This is a genomic window from Pseudomonas laurylsulfatiphila, assembly GCF_002934665.1.
Taxonomy (GTDB): Bacteria; Pseudomonadota; Gammaproteobacteria; order Pseudomonadales; family Pseudomonadaceae; genus Aquipseudomonas; species Aquipseudomonas laurylsulfatiphila.
Genome location: NZ_NIRS01000009.1, coordinates 106,080 through 120,187, shown reverse-complemented (window position 1 = coordinate 120,187; position 14,108 = coordinate 106,080). Strand labels below are relative to the sequence as shown.

The window sequence follows — 14,108 nt, the reverse complement described above, 5'->3', positions numbered from 1 at the left end:
CACCTTATTCAAACCTGCGCGATCCACTTGCGATGGGTATGGATCGACATCAAAACCCCAAACGCTGACAGCAGCGTCACCAGCGAAGTTCCTCCGTAGCTAATGAACGGCAACGGCACCCCCACCACCGGCAACAGGCCACTGACCATACCGATGTTGACGAAAACATAAACAAAAAACGTCATGGTCAGGCTGCCCGCGAGCAACTTGCCGAACAATGTCTGCGCCTGGGCGGTAATCACCAGGCCACGCCCGATCAACAGCAGGTAGATCAGCAGCAGCGCGCAGATCCCTACCAGGCCGAACTCTTCACCCAGTACGGCAATGATGAAGTCGGTATGGCTTTCCGGCAGGAAGTCCAGGTGCGACTGAGTGCCCAGCAACCAGCCCTTGCCGAACACACCACCTGAGCCGATGGCGGCTTTGGACTGGATGATGTTCCAGCCCGTACCGAGCGGATCGCTCTCCGGGTCGAGGAATGTCAGGATTCGCTGCTTCTGGTAGTCGTGCATGATGAAGAACCACATGGCAACCGCCACGGGCACGGCGGCGGCCAGCACGCTGAGGATCCAGCGCCAGCGCAAGCCCCCCATGAACAGCACGAAAGCGCCGCCGGCCAGGATCAGTAGCGAAGTGCCGAGGTCCGGTTGCCGCACGATGAGAATGAACGGGATGCCGATCAGCATCAGACTGATGCCGACATGCTTGAGCTGCGGCGGCAAAGTGCGCTTGGACAAGTACCAGGCGATGGTTGCCGGCATCAGGATCTTCATGAATTCCGAAGGCTGGAAGCGAATCACGCCGGGAATATTGATCCAGCGCGTGGCGCCCATGGCGTTGTGCCCCATGACATCCACCACGACCAGCAAGAGCACGCCGATCACATAGCCGACCGGCACCCAGCGGGCCATGAAGCGCGGCTCGAACTGAGCGATGACGATCATCGACACCAGGCCGATGCCGAACGAAGTGGCCTGTTTGGCCAGCAGGTCCCAGCTCTTGCCGCTGGCCGAATACAGCACGAACAGACTGCCGGCGGCCAGGGTCAGCAGCAAAATCAGCAACACGCCATCGATGTGCATACGTTGCAGCAGCGTCGCGCGACGACGCATCACATCCTCACTGGAGAGCATGCGATCAAAATTATTCATCACGGGCCGTGGCCTCCGCGCTAGTAGGGCTGGCGTATTCGGCTTTGAGACGGCCGTCCTGGTCCAGCAGCCAGGCGTCCATCACCTGACGCACCACGGGAGCTGCGACGCCGGAGCCAGACTCACCGTTCTCGACCATCACCGACACCACGATTTGCGGGTCGTCCGCCGGCGCGAAGCCAACGAACAGGGCGTGGTCTCGATGGCGCTCCTGAACCTTGGAACGGTCGTATTTTTCGCCCTGCTTGATCGCGACCACCTGGGCCGTACCACTCTTGCCGGCGATCCGGTATTGCGCGCCGATCGAAGCCTTGCGCGCCGTACCGCGGGCACCGTGCATGACCTGCTGCATGCCGTGGTTGACCTTGGTCCAGTCGGACGGATCGCGCAGGATGATGTCCGGCATCGGGTTCTCATCCACCGGCTTCTCGCCTTCGATGGTCTTGGCCAGGTGCGGACGGTTCCAGATGCCTTTGTTGGCGACCAGCGCCGTGGCCTGGGCCAGTTGCAGCGGGGTCGACTGCATGTAGCCCTGGCCGATCCCGAGGATCAGCGTTTCCCCCGGGAACCACGCTTGACGGCGGGTCGCTCGCTTCCATTCGCGGGTCGGCATCAGACCCGGCGATTCCTCGAACATGTCCAGGGAAACCTTCTGGCCGATGCCGAACTTGCTCAGGTACGACGACAACCGATCGATTCCCAGCTTGTGGGCCAGGTCGTAGAAGTAGGTGTCGTTGGAACGCATGATCGCCGTGTCGAGATCGACAAAGCCGTCGCCGGTACGGTTCCAGTTGCGGTACTTGTGGTCGTAGTTGGGCAGCATGTAGTAACCGGGGTCGAACACACGGGTCGACGCCGTCACCACGCCAGAGTCCAGGCCGGCAATCGCCACCGCAGGCTTGATGGTCGAGCCCGGCGGGTACAGACCGCGCAGTACGCGGTTGAACAGCGGCCGGTCGATGGAATCGCGCAGCTCTGAATAGGCCTTGGAGCTGATGCCGGTGACGAACAGGTTCGGATCGAAGCTCGGCTGGCTGACCATTGCCAGCACCTCGCCGGTTTTCGGGTTCAGGGCCACCACCGCACCACGACGACCGCCGAGCGCGGCTTCGGCGGCTTCCTGCAATTTGATGTCCAGGCTCAGGACGATGTCCTTGCCGGAAACCGGTTCGGTACGCTTGAGCACCCGCAATACGCGGCCCCGAGCGTTGGTCTCGACTTCCTCGTAACCCACCTGGCCGTGCAGCTCCGGCTCGTAGAAACGCTCGATGCCGGTTTTACCGATCTGATGGGTGCCGCTGTAGCTGACCGGGTCCAGCGTCTTGAGCTCTTTCTCGTTGATCCGCCCCATGTAACCCACGGAGTGCGCAAAGTGCGCGCCCTGGGGATAGTGGCGAACCAATTGTGCGACCACTTCTACCCCGGGCAGGCGGAACTGGTTCACGGCGATCCGCGCGATCTGCTCTTCAGTCAGCTCGAACAGGATCGGCACCGGCTCGAACGGCCGACGTCCCTGGCGCATGCGTTTCTCGAAGACCACCCGGTCCTCGGGTGTCAGTTCCAGCACTTCGACGATCACGTCGAGCACCTGCTGCCAGTCGCCGGACCGCTCGCGGGTCATGCTCAGGCTGAAGCTGGGCCGGTTATCGGCGATCACCACGCCATTGCGGTCGAAAATCAAGCCACGGGTCGGCGGAATCGGCTGCACATGGACGCGGTTGTTTTCCGACAGGGTCGAGTGGTACTCGTACTGGATCACCTGCAGGAAATACAGGCGCGCAATCAGCACGCCAATCAGCGCCACCACTGCAATGGCCCCGAACACGACGCGGCCACGCACCAGACGGGCGTCTTTTTCGTGGTCCTTGATGCGGATCGGCTGGGTCATGGGAGCGCAGAACTACTTGTGGTAAGGGTGACCGGACAGCACGGTCCAGGCACGGTACAACTGTTCGCCGATCAGAATCCGCACCAGCGGGTGCGGCAAGGTCAGCGGCGACAACGACCAGCGCTGGTCGGCCCGGGCACAGACTTCCGGCGCCAGCCCTTCGGGGCCGCCAACCATGAAGTTGACGGTACGCGAATCCAGCCGCCAACGATCGAGTTCGACCGCCAGCTGCTCGGTGCTCCAGGGTTTGCCATGGACTTCGAGGGTGACAACGCGCTCGTTCGGCCCGACCTTGGCCAGCATGGCTTCGCCTTCCTGACGGATGAAACGGGCCACGTCGGCGTTCTTGCCACGGGTATTGAGCGGTATTTCCACCAGTTCCAGCGCCAGCTCGGACGGAAGACGCTTGGCATATTCATGCCAGCCTTCTTCCACCCACTTGGGCATGCGTGAACCGACGGCGATCAGTCGCAGTCGCACAGCGGTCCCTTATTCCTGGTCTTTATTGAGCTTGTTGAAGTGCTCGTGACCAACTTCAGGGCTGTGGTGCTTGCCATCGGCCGCACGGCTCTGCTCGGCACCTTTCCACAGACGCTCGAGGTCGTAGAACTGACGGGCGTTGGAGGTCATCATGTGAACGATCACGTCGTCCATGTCCAACAGCACCCAGTCGCTGTCGCCCTTGCCTTCTTCACCCAGCGGCTTGATGCCCAGGGCTTTGACGGCCTCGCGGACCTTGTCCAGCATCGCGCCGATCTGGCGGTTGGAGGTACCGGTGGCAATGATCATGTAGTCAGTGATGCTCTGCTTGTCGCGAACATCAATCACCAGCACGTCCTGGGCCTTGACGTCTTCCAGGGCGGCTACGGCGATCTTGACCAGCTCGTCACCTTTAGGCGGCTCGGCGGCGAGGACCTTTTCCGGCAGCGGGGCGCTCTTGAATGTGCCTTTGCGTTTTACTTTGCTTTCGTTGTTGCTCGTCATATAAAACTCGTTTTGCTCGTTTGTTCGGGCGCTTCAATACACGTTGTTGCCACGTGCCTTGAGGCACTCCTATTCAGTTCGACGCACGGTAGAGCCCGTGCGCATCGATGTAGGCCAGGACCGCGTCGGGCACCAGGAAACGTACCGACTTACCGCTGGCCAGCAGTTGACGGATCTGGGTGGCGGATACCGCGAGCGGTGTCTGCCAGACGAATGCAATCTGTCCGCTCGGCCCTTTGAGGGCCAGCGGGTCGCTCACCGAGCGCGCTGCCAGCAGGTTGCGCAAGGCATCCGGCGGTTCGCTGTCGGCATCCGGGCGTTGCAACACCAGGATATGGCAATGCTGGAGCAACTCTTCCCAGCGGTGCCAAGTGGGCAGGCCGCAAAAAGCGTCCCAGCCCAAAAGCAGAAAAACCTGGTCGGATACGGCCAGTTCGGCGCGCATCAGTTCCAGGGTATCAATGGTGTAGGACGGTTTGTCCCGCTGCAATTCGCGGGCGTCCACCACCAACGGCGCCACACCGGCCACCGCGCACTCGACCATCGCCAGACGGTCTTTTGCCGACACCTGCGGCTTGTCACGATGGGGCGGCCTGGCACTGGGTGTCAGGCGCAGCTCATCGAGTGCCAGGGTTTCGGCGACTTCCAGTGCACCGCGCAAATGGCCGATGTGCACCGGGTCGAACGTTCCGCCCAGCACGCCAATGCGGCGAGGCGCTGGCTCGCTGACGGTGACCGGGGCTGACGGGTCGAAGTCGCCCAAGTCAGACCGGCTCCTGTCCGCGCAGTTGCCCGTCGCCGACCACGATGTACTTCTCGCAGGTCAGTCCTTCGAGGCCCACCGGGCCACGGGCGTGCAGCTTATCAGTAGAAATGCCGATCTCGGCACCCAATCCGTATTCGAAGCCATCGGCGAAGCATGTCGGGGTGTTGATCATCACCGACGACGAGTCGACTTCAGCCACGAAACGCCGGGTTTCGCCCTGGTGTTCGCTGACAATCGAATCGGTATGGTGAGAGCCGTAACGGTTGATGTGCTCGATGGCCTGCTCCAGGCCGTCGACCACGCGGATCGACAGAATCGGCGCCAGGTACTCGGTGCTCCAGTCTTCCTCGGTGGCCGGTACGGCATCGATGATCGCCCGGGTACGCTCGCAACCGCGCAGCTCGACGCCTTTTTCGCGGAACTGGGCGGCCATCGCCGGCAGGAAATCCTTGGCGACGGATTGATCCACCAGCAGCGTTTCCATGGCACCGCAGATGCCATAACGGTAAGTCTTGGCGTTGAACGCGATGCGCTGGGCCTTGGCCAGGTCGGCGTGTTCACTCACGTAAACGTGGCAGATGCCGTCCAGGTGCTTGATCACCGGTACGCGGGCATCACGGCTGACGCGCTCGATCAGGCCTCGACCGCCACGGGGCACGATGACATCGACGTATTCAGGCATGGTGATCAACGCGCCGACGGCAGCGCGGTCCGTGGTTTCGACCACTTGCACCACAGCGGCCGGCAGATCGGCCTCGGCCAGGCCGCGCTGGATGCAGGCGGCAATGGCTCGATTGGAATGAATGGCCTCGGAACCGCCACGCAGGATGGTCGCGTTGCCGGACTTCAGGCACAGGCTGGCGGCATCGATGGTCACGTTTGGCCGCGACTCGTAGATGATTCCGATCACGCCCAGTGGTACGCGCATCTTGCCGACCTGAATACCGGACGGACGGAAACTCATGTCGCGGATCGCGCCGACCGGGTCCGGCAGGGCCGCCACCTGGCGCAGACCGACGATCATGCCGTCGATACGCGCCGGGGTCAGCGCCAGACGCTCAAGGAGGGCCGGCTCCAGACCATTGGCGCGACCGGCGGCCAAATCCAGCTCATTGGCCGCCGTCAGCTCGGTACGGGCAGCGTCCAGCGCATTGGCGGCAGCCTGCAGGGCGCGGTTTTTCTGCGCGGTGCTGGCACGGCCGATCACGCGGGAAGCTTCGCGGGCAGCGCAACCCAGGCGGGTCATGTAATCAAGAACGGACTCAGTCATGGTCTGGCGTGGTCTTTGATAAGGTCTTGGTAAAGAGTAAAGCGGCAGATTATAGCTGTCGCGTCCCGGGACTAACAGCGGTGACGGGCGGATGGTCGAAATGGAGGGGTATTTGCCGACGTTCAGCCGGGATTAAGCTGCAAATTGTTATCATCACGACTCATTCAGCCCTGACAAACGCCGGCCATCATGTCCAACCTGACTGTTCGAGCGTCCGCCATGAGCCTGCCCGCGGGCCTCCCGGATGCGTTTTTTGACCGTGACGCGCAAATTCTGGCCCGGGACCTACTGGGCAAAGTCATTCGCCATCGAGTGGGCGACCTGTGGCTCAGCGCCCGGATCATCGAGACCGAAGCCTATTACTGCGCGGAAAAAGGCAGCCACGCATCCCTCGGCTACACAGAAAAGCGTAAGGCTTTGTTTCTGGATGGCGGCCACATCTATATGTATTACGCCCGGGGCGGCGATTCACTCAATTTCAGCGCCCAGGGGCCCGGCAACGCCGTGCTGATCAAGTCCGCCTATCCGTGGGTCGATGAACTGAGCGGGCCGGCCAGCCTGGCACAGATGCTGTTGAACAATCCCGATGCCCAGGGTCACCCTCGCCCGTCGCAAAAGCTCTGCGCCGGGCAAACCCTGCTCTGCAAGGCACTAGGCCTGAAAGTGCCGGTGTGGGACGCCAAACGCTTCGACCATGAAGTGCTGCTAGTGGAGCATGTCGGCCAGACGCCCGCCCACATCATCCAGACCACGCGCCTGGGCATCCCCCACGGGCGCGATGAACACTTGATGTACCGCTTCGTCGATGGAGCCTACGCGCCTTACTGCACGCGGAACCCGCTGCGTCGGGGGCAAGTCGAAGGTCGCGATTATTTTGTGCTGTCCTGAAATTGACTCAGACTTGATGCAAACAGAAATCCCCGTGGGAGCGGGCTTGCCCGCGAAGGCGGAGTGTCAGGCGACGTCAATATCGACTGAATGGGCCTATTCGCGGGCAAGCCCGCTCCCACAGGGGGCAGTGGCGTATTCAAAGTTGCACTTATCCCCTGGAAGCAATTGAACATTTGATGGAGTGGTTTTTATGGGCCAATGGCTCGATAGCGTGACCGGTTGGTTGACGGTCAACCCGCAATGGCTGGCGGCAGCAATATTTCTGGTGGCCTTTGTGGAATGCCTGGCAATTGCCGGGCTGATCGTCCCCGGCACGGTTTTACTGTTCACCGTTGCCGTACTGGCCGGCAGCGGAGCGTTGCCGCTGAGTGAAACTTTGCTGCTGGGCTTCCTCGCCGGCGTGTTGGGCGACGTGGTTTCGTACTTCCTTGGACGGCACTTTCATCAGAATATCCGGCGCCTGCCCGGTTTGCGCCATCACCCGGAATGGATTACCGGGGCCGAGGCCTATTTCCAGCGCTATGGCATCGCCAGCCTGCTGGTCGGGCGTTTTATCGGGCCATTGCGGCCGATGCTGCCCATGGTCGCAGGCATGTGCGACATGCCCTTCCCACGCTTCATCGCCGTCAGCCTGCTGGCCGGCGCGGGGTGGTCGGTGGCCTATCTGTTGCCTGGCTGGGCCACCGGAGCGGCGATTCGTTTGCCGCTACCCGGAGGTTTCTGGCCTCAGGCCGGAATCGCTGTCGGCAGCATTGCCGTGATGCTGGGATTGAGCGCCACCAGCAGCCTGCGCCAGCATCGCCGGGCCACAGCGTTGATTGCCGGCATGAGTTTACTGCTTCTGGTGTCGCTGTTTATCGGTTATCCGTACCTGAGCGCCCTTGATCAAGGTTTGATGGCCCTGGTGCAGGAACATCGCAGCCCAATGCTCGATGAGGTGGCGGTGGTCTTCACGCTGATCGGCGAATTCCACAATATGCTGTTGTTCAGTACGCTACTGACCGGTTTGCTGTTGCTGATGCGTCAATGGCGCCCGGCGATTTTCGCCGGAAGCACCCTGCTCTGCACTGCATTGGCGAACACCGCGACGAAGCTGTTTTTTGCCCGTGTGCGCCCCGAAGTGCTGAGCGATCCGCTGACCAGCTACAGCATGCCCAGCGGCCATGCGTCGGGTTCTTTTGCACTGTTCCTGACCCTCGCCGTACTGGCGGGCCGCGGACAGCCGCCGCGGATGCGCCTGACCTGGCTATTGGTGGGCTGCCTGCCAGCGATGGCTATTGCGTTGTCGCGGGTATACCTCGGCGCGCATTGGCCGACCGATGTCATGGCCGGCGCGATGCTGGCGGCATGTGTCTGTGCGGTCAGCCTGTGGCTGACACAGCGCAAGGAACCGCTCAACGCCCTGCCACCCAAGGTCTGGTGGCTGGTATTGCCGGCACTGGTGACATTGTTCGGGTTCTTCGTGTTGCGGCATTTGCCGCATACGATGTTGCGATATGCGTACTAGATAAAGCAAAAGATCCCAGCCCTCAGTCGCACCTACATGAGTGTTCACTCTGTAGAAGCGACCAACGGCTGCGATCTTTTCAATAATGTCAGGTAAACAACTTTTGGGCGGACAACCCTATCACAGCACTTCAATCAGGAATCGCACTGACATCAAGCAATCGCCCAACCTGACAGCTTATATTGAGCCTTAGCCGCCGAACGGGAAACTTGGCAAGTTCTCGCTTTCAACACCACGATATTTCTCCAGGCCCGTCTCGATTTGCTTTGCAATCTTGCCAGCCAGTGCGACATTGTTTTCAAGCTTCCAACGAACCTCAGAAGACTTGACCATCGCCTCCCCTGCATAATCATCCCAGAGCCGCTGTTCAAAACTATCGCGAGCAACATTCGAAGGCGAACGCCGCACCAGGATCAACGCATTCGCCGCATACACCGCCGAGTCCGCCGCATACTTAACTTCGCTCTGCGGTGTGCTTTCGTTAACATACCGAACCAGGATCCGAGAAAAACAAAACGCCCACAACGCACGCTCATCGCCAGTTAAATCTTTCATCAAATAATCCCTTATATATGCAATACCTGCCTCGTGCAGGCGAAGCAAATATAATCACCTCGACTCTATCAATCAACCAAACCCCACCCCTAACTTATTATAAATCAATACAAAGACCCAGCAAATAAACTGACCACCACCAAAGCAACAAACTAACAAATTTAAGACCAAACCAAATAACACCATTCAGCCAAACAATCGGCGACTGCCATTGTCAATCAGACAAATAACTCGCCCTGGAATTCATCCAGTCGTTGTTGCGGATCATCGAGTTACGGCAGGTCAATCTTTTCCAGCGTGGTAAAAGGCAACATGTACGCCACATTATTGGGCAGTGACTAACGCCCAGTCGCTGTATTGCCAAGACCATGGTGATTACCTTGTCGCGGGCGTACCACGGCCGGCACTGATCAATTGATGTCTTGGCCGGCGTGTGTCTATGTAGCCAGCCTGTGGCTGGTTCAGTGCAAGGAGCCGCTCAACGCCCTGCCGCCAAAAGGCTGGTGTTGCTGGCGCTGATGGAATTTGTTCGGGGTCTTGGTGTTGCGGCATGCATTTCTGGTGGGTGATTGCACTTTGATTCGCCCCACAAAAGCCCCCGACTCATCAGTCGAGGGCATCAGTCTCGGGGCCTTGGTTAGCTCCACTTACGCTTACGCATTTCCAGAATCAATGCATCAGCCAACAGGCACGCAGTTTCAGCGGTGTTTTCAAAAGAACTACCAGGGTTGGCATTTTTCAGCAGGTAGCCTACTGCAGCAGCTTGCCAGGTGGATTGTTCGTGCTGATAGATAAGCATGGTATTAAATCCTTTAAATGAATTGGCCCACGTCATGTGGACAGCCACAAACTAAATAATCCACCGATGCTCAACAATGCTGGCCAACCTGTTGATGTTTTGCCAAATGCTGCTCAGGCAAACAACTCGCCCTGCAATTCATCCAGCAACGCCTGAATCGCATCCAGTCGTTGTTGCGGATCATCAAGTTGCAACAGGTCGATCTTGTCCAGTTCCGCAAATGGCAACAGGTAGGCCAATTGATTAGCCAGCGATTGTTGCCCGGTCGCTTCGGTGCCCATGTTCAAGGCCTCGACCATCGGGTGTTCAGCCAGGGCCTTGAGCAATGCCACCAGGTCGGCGTCCTCATCCTGCAGTGGCTGCTCGGGTTCATCTTCCAGCCACTCGACCTCGGCGACGGTCAACTGATCGCGCTGGACTTCCGTTCGTAATACATGGAAACGCCGACCGCCCTGGACCCGAATCCCCAGCAGGCCGTTGTCCTGCTGTTTGAAATCGGTGATCAGCGCTTCACAACCCACCAGCGCGTAGCCGGCCGGGGCGATTCCGACTTCTTCGCCGTCGAGGATGCACACCACGCCGAACCCGCCACCCTGCTTCATGCAGCGGCCGATCATGTCCAGATAGCGCGCTTCGAAGATCTGCAAGTCGAGGATGCAACCTGGGAACAGCACTGTGTTCAACGGAAAAAGCGGCAGACTCATAGACATTTCCTTACACGACCATCGACACCGCCAGCGGCAGGAAAACCGCCGTGGCCACACCCATCAGGCTCATCGCCAGCGCCGCGAAGGCGCCACACTCTTCACTTTCCTGCAACGCCACCGACGTGCCGACCGCGTGGGCCGTCATGCCCAGTGCCATACCCCTCGCTTCCGGGCTGTGCACACCGAGGCGACTCAACAGGGCCGGGCCGAAAATCGCCCCGATCACACCAGTAATCAGGACGAACACCGCTGCCAGCGCCGCGACCCCACCGATCTGTTCGGCCACCAGCATCGCAATCGGCGACGTCACCGACTTCGGTGCCATGGTCATCAAGATCATGTGCTCGGCACCGAACCACCAGCCCAGCAACACACCCATCCCCGTGGCCACCACCCCGCCTATCACCAGCGTAGTAAATATCGGCCAGAACAACTGCCGAATCCGTCGCAGGTTGAGATAAAGCGGCACCGCCAGCGCAACAGTGGCCGGACCGAGCAGGATGCTCAGGATCTCGGTGCTCTTGCGGTACTCGGCGTAAGTCAGGCCGCAACCCACCAGCACACCGATCACCAGCAACATGGAGACCAGCACCGGCTGCAAAAAGATCCAGCGGGTTTTCTCGAATGCCGCAAGGACGAGTTGATAGGCACCGAGGGTGATACCGATGCCGAATAATGGATGGTGAATCACCGAGGCCCAGGCGCCGTGCCAGTCGAAGATCATTGGTTGTCCTCGGAGTGAGCGTGACGCTTGACCATGCGCTGCATCAGCACCCCGGCGAAAGCCATCGAAAGCAACAGCGACAACACCAGCGCACCGACGATGGCCCAGAAGTCCGCCGCGATGTCAGCGGCATACACCATCACGCCCACGGCCGGCGGTACCAGCAACAGCGGCAGGTAGCGCAGCAGGCTGCCCGCCGCCAGGTTCAGTGGCTCGCCGACCTGTCCGCGGCAGATGAGGTACACCAGCAACAGCAGCAGCCCCACAATCGGCCCCGGCAGCACAGGCAAAAACAAATGATTGATCGCCGTGCCGAGCAATTGGAACAGCACCAGCCACGTCAGGCCCCGTAACAACATCAAAGATCTCCCGCAAAATCCGTCACCCGCATTGGCTTGGCATTATAAGCATGCTCGCGCTATGGACCGGCATTCGCCAAAAGCATGGCCAGTTGACCGCAGCCTTCAGCCATGTTGATCTAAAGTGGTAAGCCGGGAGGTCAAATCCCCCCAACTCAAAACTATAAAACCGATGAACCCAAGGAGAGTCTCAATGCCCTATGTTCCAGTTGCAGAGCTCAAAGATTATGTCGGCAAGGAACTTGGACGTTCCGAATGGCTCACCATCGATCAGGACCGCATCAACCTGTTCGCCGAAGCCACAGGGGATTTTCAGTTCATCCACGTCGACCCGGTCAAGGCCGCGCAAACGCCATTTGGCAGCACTATCGCTCACGGCTTTCTGTCGTTGTCGCTGATTCCGAAATTGATGGAAGACATCCTCGTCATGCCAGAGGGCCTGAAGATGGTGGTCAACTACGGCCTCGACAGCGTGCGTTTCATCCAGCCGGTCAAGGTTAATTCGCGGGTGCGGCTGAAGGTCGACCTGACCGAAGTCATCGAGAAGAAACCCGGCCAATGGCTGCTCAAGGCCACCACCACCCTGGAAATCGAAGGTTCGGACAAGCCGGCGTATATCGCCGAACCCCTGTCCCTGTGCTTCGTGTAAACCTTCCGGGATGCGAAGCAGCTCCTGCTGTTTCGCGCCCTCTTGCGGTACCTCGCCCTATATAAGGACACATGGCTGCGGCATACTCCCTCGCCTAATTGCCCGGAATCCGCTATGCGCCCACTTGCACTCCTTGCCTTGACCCTGATGCTCACCGCTTGCGGCGACGGCGAATCTCCTTTGCCCCCCGACGCACGCCTGCCGGACGGCGGACGCTATCGCGGTGACCTGGTCAATGGCTTGCTGCAAGGCAAGGGTCGCATCGACTACCCGAACGGCAGTTGGTACGCCGGCGAATTCGACAAAGGCCAGTGGCAGGGCCAGGGCGAATGGCATGGCAGCAATGGCGAAGTCTATCGCGGGCAATTCAATCAGGGACTGTTCGATGGCCAGGGAGCACTGACCACCAACGCCAACAGCTACAGCGGCGGCTTCAAGGCTGGGCGCCGCGACGGCGAAGGCACGCTCAAAGAAAACGGCATGAGTTACCGCGGTGAATTCAAGGCCGATCAATACGCCGGCCTGGGTCGCCTGGAACTCGAAGACGGCAGCTCCTATCAGGGCCAGTTCGCCCACGGCAAACCCAACGGCGAAGGCCAGCGCGGTGACGGCAACGGCAATCAGTTCACCGGGCACTTTGTCGACGGCCAACTGGAAGGCAACGGCACGTTCAACAGCGCCGATGGCGACATCTATGTCGGCAGCTTCAAGAACAATCAACTGCACGGCAAAGGCCGCTACGAAAACGCCGACGGCGATGTGTGGCTGGGCCAGTTCAAGGAAGGTTCGCTGAACGGCAAGGGCGAGTTGATCGGCACTGACGGCAGCCACTACATCGGCCACTTCAACGACTGGCGCTTTTCCGGCCAGGGCCGGTTGAACCTCGCCGACGGCAGCTTTTACACCGGCCAGTTCGACAACGACAGTTACCAGGGGCGTGGCACGTTGGTGCTGACCGATGGCACCGTGCTCAGCGGCACCTGGATCAATGGCCAGCGCGTGCGCGACGCCGAGGGCAAATTGTTACCTGACACACTCGAGCTCGGCCTGCTGGCACAGGGGCGCTTGCTCGACGCAGCGCTGGCCAACATTCCGCCCTCCACCCCGGCGGTGGAGCTGTATTCGTTGACCTTGGGCGGTGATGGCAAGCAAAGCGTGTTTCTGCGCGAGTCCGACTACGTCGCCAATATGCTCTCCACCCGTTTCGGTGCCTTCGGCCAGATCCGCCTGGTGAACCATCGTGACCACCTCGCCGACCGCCCGATGGCTACCCGGGAGAACCTGCGTCGCGCGGCCTTGGCGCTGGCTGAACGGAGCGGTCCGGAAGACCTGATTTTCATCTACCTGACCAGCCATGGCACCAGCGAACACGAATTGGTACTGGACCAGCCGCGCATGGAGCTGGCCGATCTGCCAGCCGACGAATTGGCCGCTGTTCTCGCCCCGCTGAAAAACCGCGACAAGGTCATCGTGATTTCGTCCTGCTACTCCGGCGGTTTCATCCCCGCTCTCAAGGATGAACGGACCCTGATCATGACGGCCTCGCGGGCCGACCGAGTCTCCTTCGGCTGCTCGGAGGAAGCCAACTTCACCTACTTCGGCGATGCCCTGTTCGTCCAGGCCCTGAACCAGACCGATGATCTGGAACAAGCCTTCAAACGGGCCAAGGCCACTGTCGCCGAGCGTGAGCTGGCGGACGGCTTCGAAGCATCCGAACCACAGATCTGGGCACCGAAAACCGTCCTCTCGCACTGGCAACTATTGCGCAAACAACAGGCACGAAAAGCGTTGCAAAGTGCATCCATGCAAAGCAAGGATGCAAACAGCAACTAAGCTGAACAGTATCAAGGGAGAAACA

Annotated in this window: 15 protein-coding genes; 4 read left to right on the top strand and 11 right to left on the bottom strand. The window is 60.0% G+C overall.

What is annotated here, in order from left to right; genetic code table 11:
* Positions 1-8 precede the first annotated feature (8 nt).
* The 6 genes from rodA to CD175_RS28635 all read right to left on the bottom strand — a co-directional run bounded on the left by rodA (position 9) and on the right by CD175_RS28635 (position 6,059).
* Positions 9-1,112: a rod shape-determining protein RodA gene (rodA, locus tag CD175_RS28660; RefSeq protein ID WP_050549215.1), complete on the bottom strand. Its 1,104-nt coding sequence runs from the start codon at positions 1,110-1,112 to the stop codon at positions 9-11.
* A 31-nt stretch (positions 1,113-1,143) separates the two neighbouring features.
* Positions 1,144-3,039, bottom strand: a complete 1,896-nt coding sequence (gene mrdA / locus CD175_RS28655) for a penicillin-binding protein 2 (protein WP_007975894.1) — start codon at positions 3,037-3,039, stop codon at positions 1,144-1,146.
* Between the two features lie 12 nt (positions 3,040-3,051).
* A complete protein-coding gene (rlmH, locus tag CD175_RS28650; RefSeq protein WP_007937439.1) occupies positions 3,052-3,519 on the bottom strand; it encodes a 23S rRNA (pseudouridine(1915)-N(3))-methyltransferase RlmH in 468 nt (155 codons plus the stop codon).
* Positions 3,520-3,528: 9 nt separating this feature from the next.
* Positions 3,529-4,023, bottom strand: coding sequence for a ribosome silencing factor (rsfS, locus tag CD175_RS28645; protein WP_007975896.1), 495 nt, complete (start codon positions 4,021-4,023; stop codon positions 3,529-3,531).
* A gap of 73 nt (positions 4,024-4,096) precedes the next feature.
* On the bottom strand, positions 4,097-4,786 hold the full coding sequence (gene nadD / locus CD175_RS28640) for a nicotinate-nucleotide adenylyltransferase (RefSeq protein ID WP_007975898.1): 690 nt from the start codon (positions 4,784-4,786) through the stop codon (positions 4,097-4,099).
* A 1-nt stretch (position 4,787) separates the two neighbouring features.
* On the bottom strand, positions 4,788-6,059 hold the full coding sequence (locus tag CD175_RS28635) for a glutamate-5-semialdehyde dehydrogenase (protein WP_104451327.1): 1,272 nt from the start codon (positions 6,057-6,059) through the stop codon (positions 4,788-4,790).
* Between the two features lie 189 nt (positions 6,060-6,248).
* Here CD175_RS28635 and CD175_RS28630 point away from each other — a divergent pair, with 189 nt between their 5' ends.
* Both CD175_RS28630 and CD175_RS28620 read left to right on the top strand, forming a co-directional pair.
* Positions 6,249-6,947: a DNA-3-methyladenine glycosylase gene (locus CD175_RS28630; protein WP_104451326.1), complete on the top strand. Its 699-nt coding sequence runs from the start codon at positions 6,249-6,251 to the stop codon at positions 6,945-6,947.
* A gap of 193 nt (positions 6,948-7,140) precedes the next feature.
* Complete coding sequence (locus tag CD175_RS28620; RefSeq protein ID WP_104451325.1) at positions 7,141-8,457, top strand: bifunctional DedA family/phosphatase PAP2 family protein; 1,317 nt, start codon at positions 7,141-7,143, stop codon at positions 8,455-8,457.
* A gap of 189 nt (positions 8,458-8,646) precedes the next feature.
* Here the strand turns inward: CD175_RS28620 and CD175_RS28615 are convergent, their stop codons facing one another.
* The 5 genes from CD175_RS28615 to CD175_RS28600 form a co-directional block, all read right to left on the bottom strand.
* Entirely contained in the window at positions 8,647-9,012 is a 366-nt protein-coding gene (locus tag CD175_RS28615; protein WP_104451324.1) for a hypothetical protein, read from the bottom strand.
* A 637-nt stretch (positions 9,013-9,649) separates the two neighbouring features.
* Entirely contained in the window at positions 9,650-9,811 is a 162-nt protein-coding gene (locus tag CD175_RS31255) for a hypothetical protein (RefSeq protein ID WP_158255670.1), read from the bottom strand.
* A 113-nt stretch (positions 9,812-9,924) separates the two neighbouring features.
* Entirely contained in the window at positions 9,925-10,515 is a 591-nt protein-coding gene (locus CD175_RS28610) for an LON peptidase substrate-binding domain-containing protein (protein ID WP_007998442.1), read from the bottom strand.
* 10 nt (positions 10,516-10,525) lie between these two features.
* On the bottom strand, positions 10,526-11,242 hold the full coding sequence (locus CD175_RS28605; RefSeq protein ID WP_104451323.1) for an LrgB family protein: 717 nt from the start codon (positions 11,240-11,242) through the stop codon (positions 10,526-10,528).
* Positions 11,239-11,601, bottom strand: coding sequence for a CidA/LrgA family protein (locus CD175_RS28600; RefSeq protein ID WP_015096984.1), 363 nt, complete (start codon positions 11,599-11,601; stop codon positions 11,239-11,241). Before CD175_RS28600 ends, CD175_RS28605 begins: the two co-directional genes overlap by 4 nt.
* Positions 11,602-11,794: 193 nt before the next feature.
* On the opposite strand from CD175_RS28600, the gene CD175_RS28595 reads away from it, so the two are divergent.
* Together CD175_RS28595 and CD175_RS28590 are read left to right on the top strand one after the other, a co-directional pair.
* Positions 11,795-12,250: a MaoC family dehydratase gene (locus CD175_RS28595; RefSeq protein ID WP_008001099.1), complete on the top strand. Its 456-nt coding sequence runs from the start codon at positions 11,795-11,797 to the stop codon at positions 12,248-12,250.
* Positions 12,251-12,364: 114 nt separating this feature from the next.
* Positions 12,365-14,083 carry a C13 family peptidase gene (locus tag CD175_RS28590; protein WP_095965726.1) on the top strand — a complete coding sequence of 573 codons (1,719 nt, stop codon included), beginning with the start codon at positions 12,365-12,367 and terminating at the stop codon, positions 14,081-14,083.
* Positions 14,084-14,108 lie beyond the last annotated feature (25 nt).

Bases quoted from the DNA above. Each gene is read 5' to 3' on its own strand.
- rodA (WP_050549215.1), bottom strand. From the start codon at position 1,112: ATGCGTCGTCGCGCGACGCTGCTGCAACGTATGCACATCGATGGCGTG.
- mrdA (WP_007975894.1), bottom strand. From the start codon at position 3,039: ATGACCCAGCCGATCCGCATCAAGGACCACGAAAAAGACGCCCGTCTG.
- rsfS (WP_007975896.1), bottom strand. From the start codon at position 4,023: ATGACGAGCAACAACGAAAGCAAAGTAAAACGCAAAGGCACATTCAAG.
- CD175_RS28635 (WP_104451327.1), bottom strand. From the start codon at position 6,059: ATGACTGAGTCCGTTCTTGATTACATGACCCGCCTGGGTTGCGCTGCC.
- CD175_RS28630 (WP_104451326.1), top strand. From the start codon at position 6,249: ATGTCCAACCTGACTGTTCGAGCGTCCGCCATGAGCCTGCCCGCGGGC.
- CD175_RS28620 (WP_104451325.1), top strand. From the start codon at position 7,141: ATGGGCCAATGGCTCGATAGCGTGACCGGTTGGTTGACGGTCAACCCG.
- CD175_RS28615 (WP_104451324.1), bottom strand. From the start codon at position 9,012: ATGAAAGATTTAACTGGCGATGAGCGTGCGTTGTGGGCGTTTTGTTTT.
- CD175_RS31255 (WP_158255670.1), bottom strand. From the start codon at position 9,811: ATGCTTATCTATCAGCACGAACAATCCACCTGGCAAGCTGCTGCAGTA.
- CD175_RS28610 (WP_007998442.1), bottom strand. From the start codon at position 10,515: ATGAGTCTGCCGCTTTTTCCGTTGAACACAGTGCTGTTCCCAGGTTGC.
- CD175_RS28605 (WP_104451323.1), bottom strand. From the start codon at position 11,242: ATGATCTTCGACTGGCACGGCGCCTGGGCCTCGGTGATTCACCATCCA.
- CD175_RS28600 (WP_015096984.1), bottom strand. From the start codon at position 11,601: ATGTTGTTACGGGGCCTGACGTGGCTGGTGCTGTTCCAATTGCTCGGC.
- CD175_RS28595 (WP_008001099.1), top strand. From the start codon at position 11,795: ATGCCCTATGTTCCAGTTGCAGAGCTCAAAGATTATGTCGGCAAGGAA.
- CD175_RS28590 (WP_095965726.1), top strand. From the start codon at position 12,365: ATGCGCCCACTTGCACTCCTTGCCTTGACCCTGATGCTCACCGCTTGC.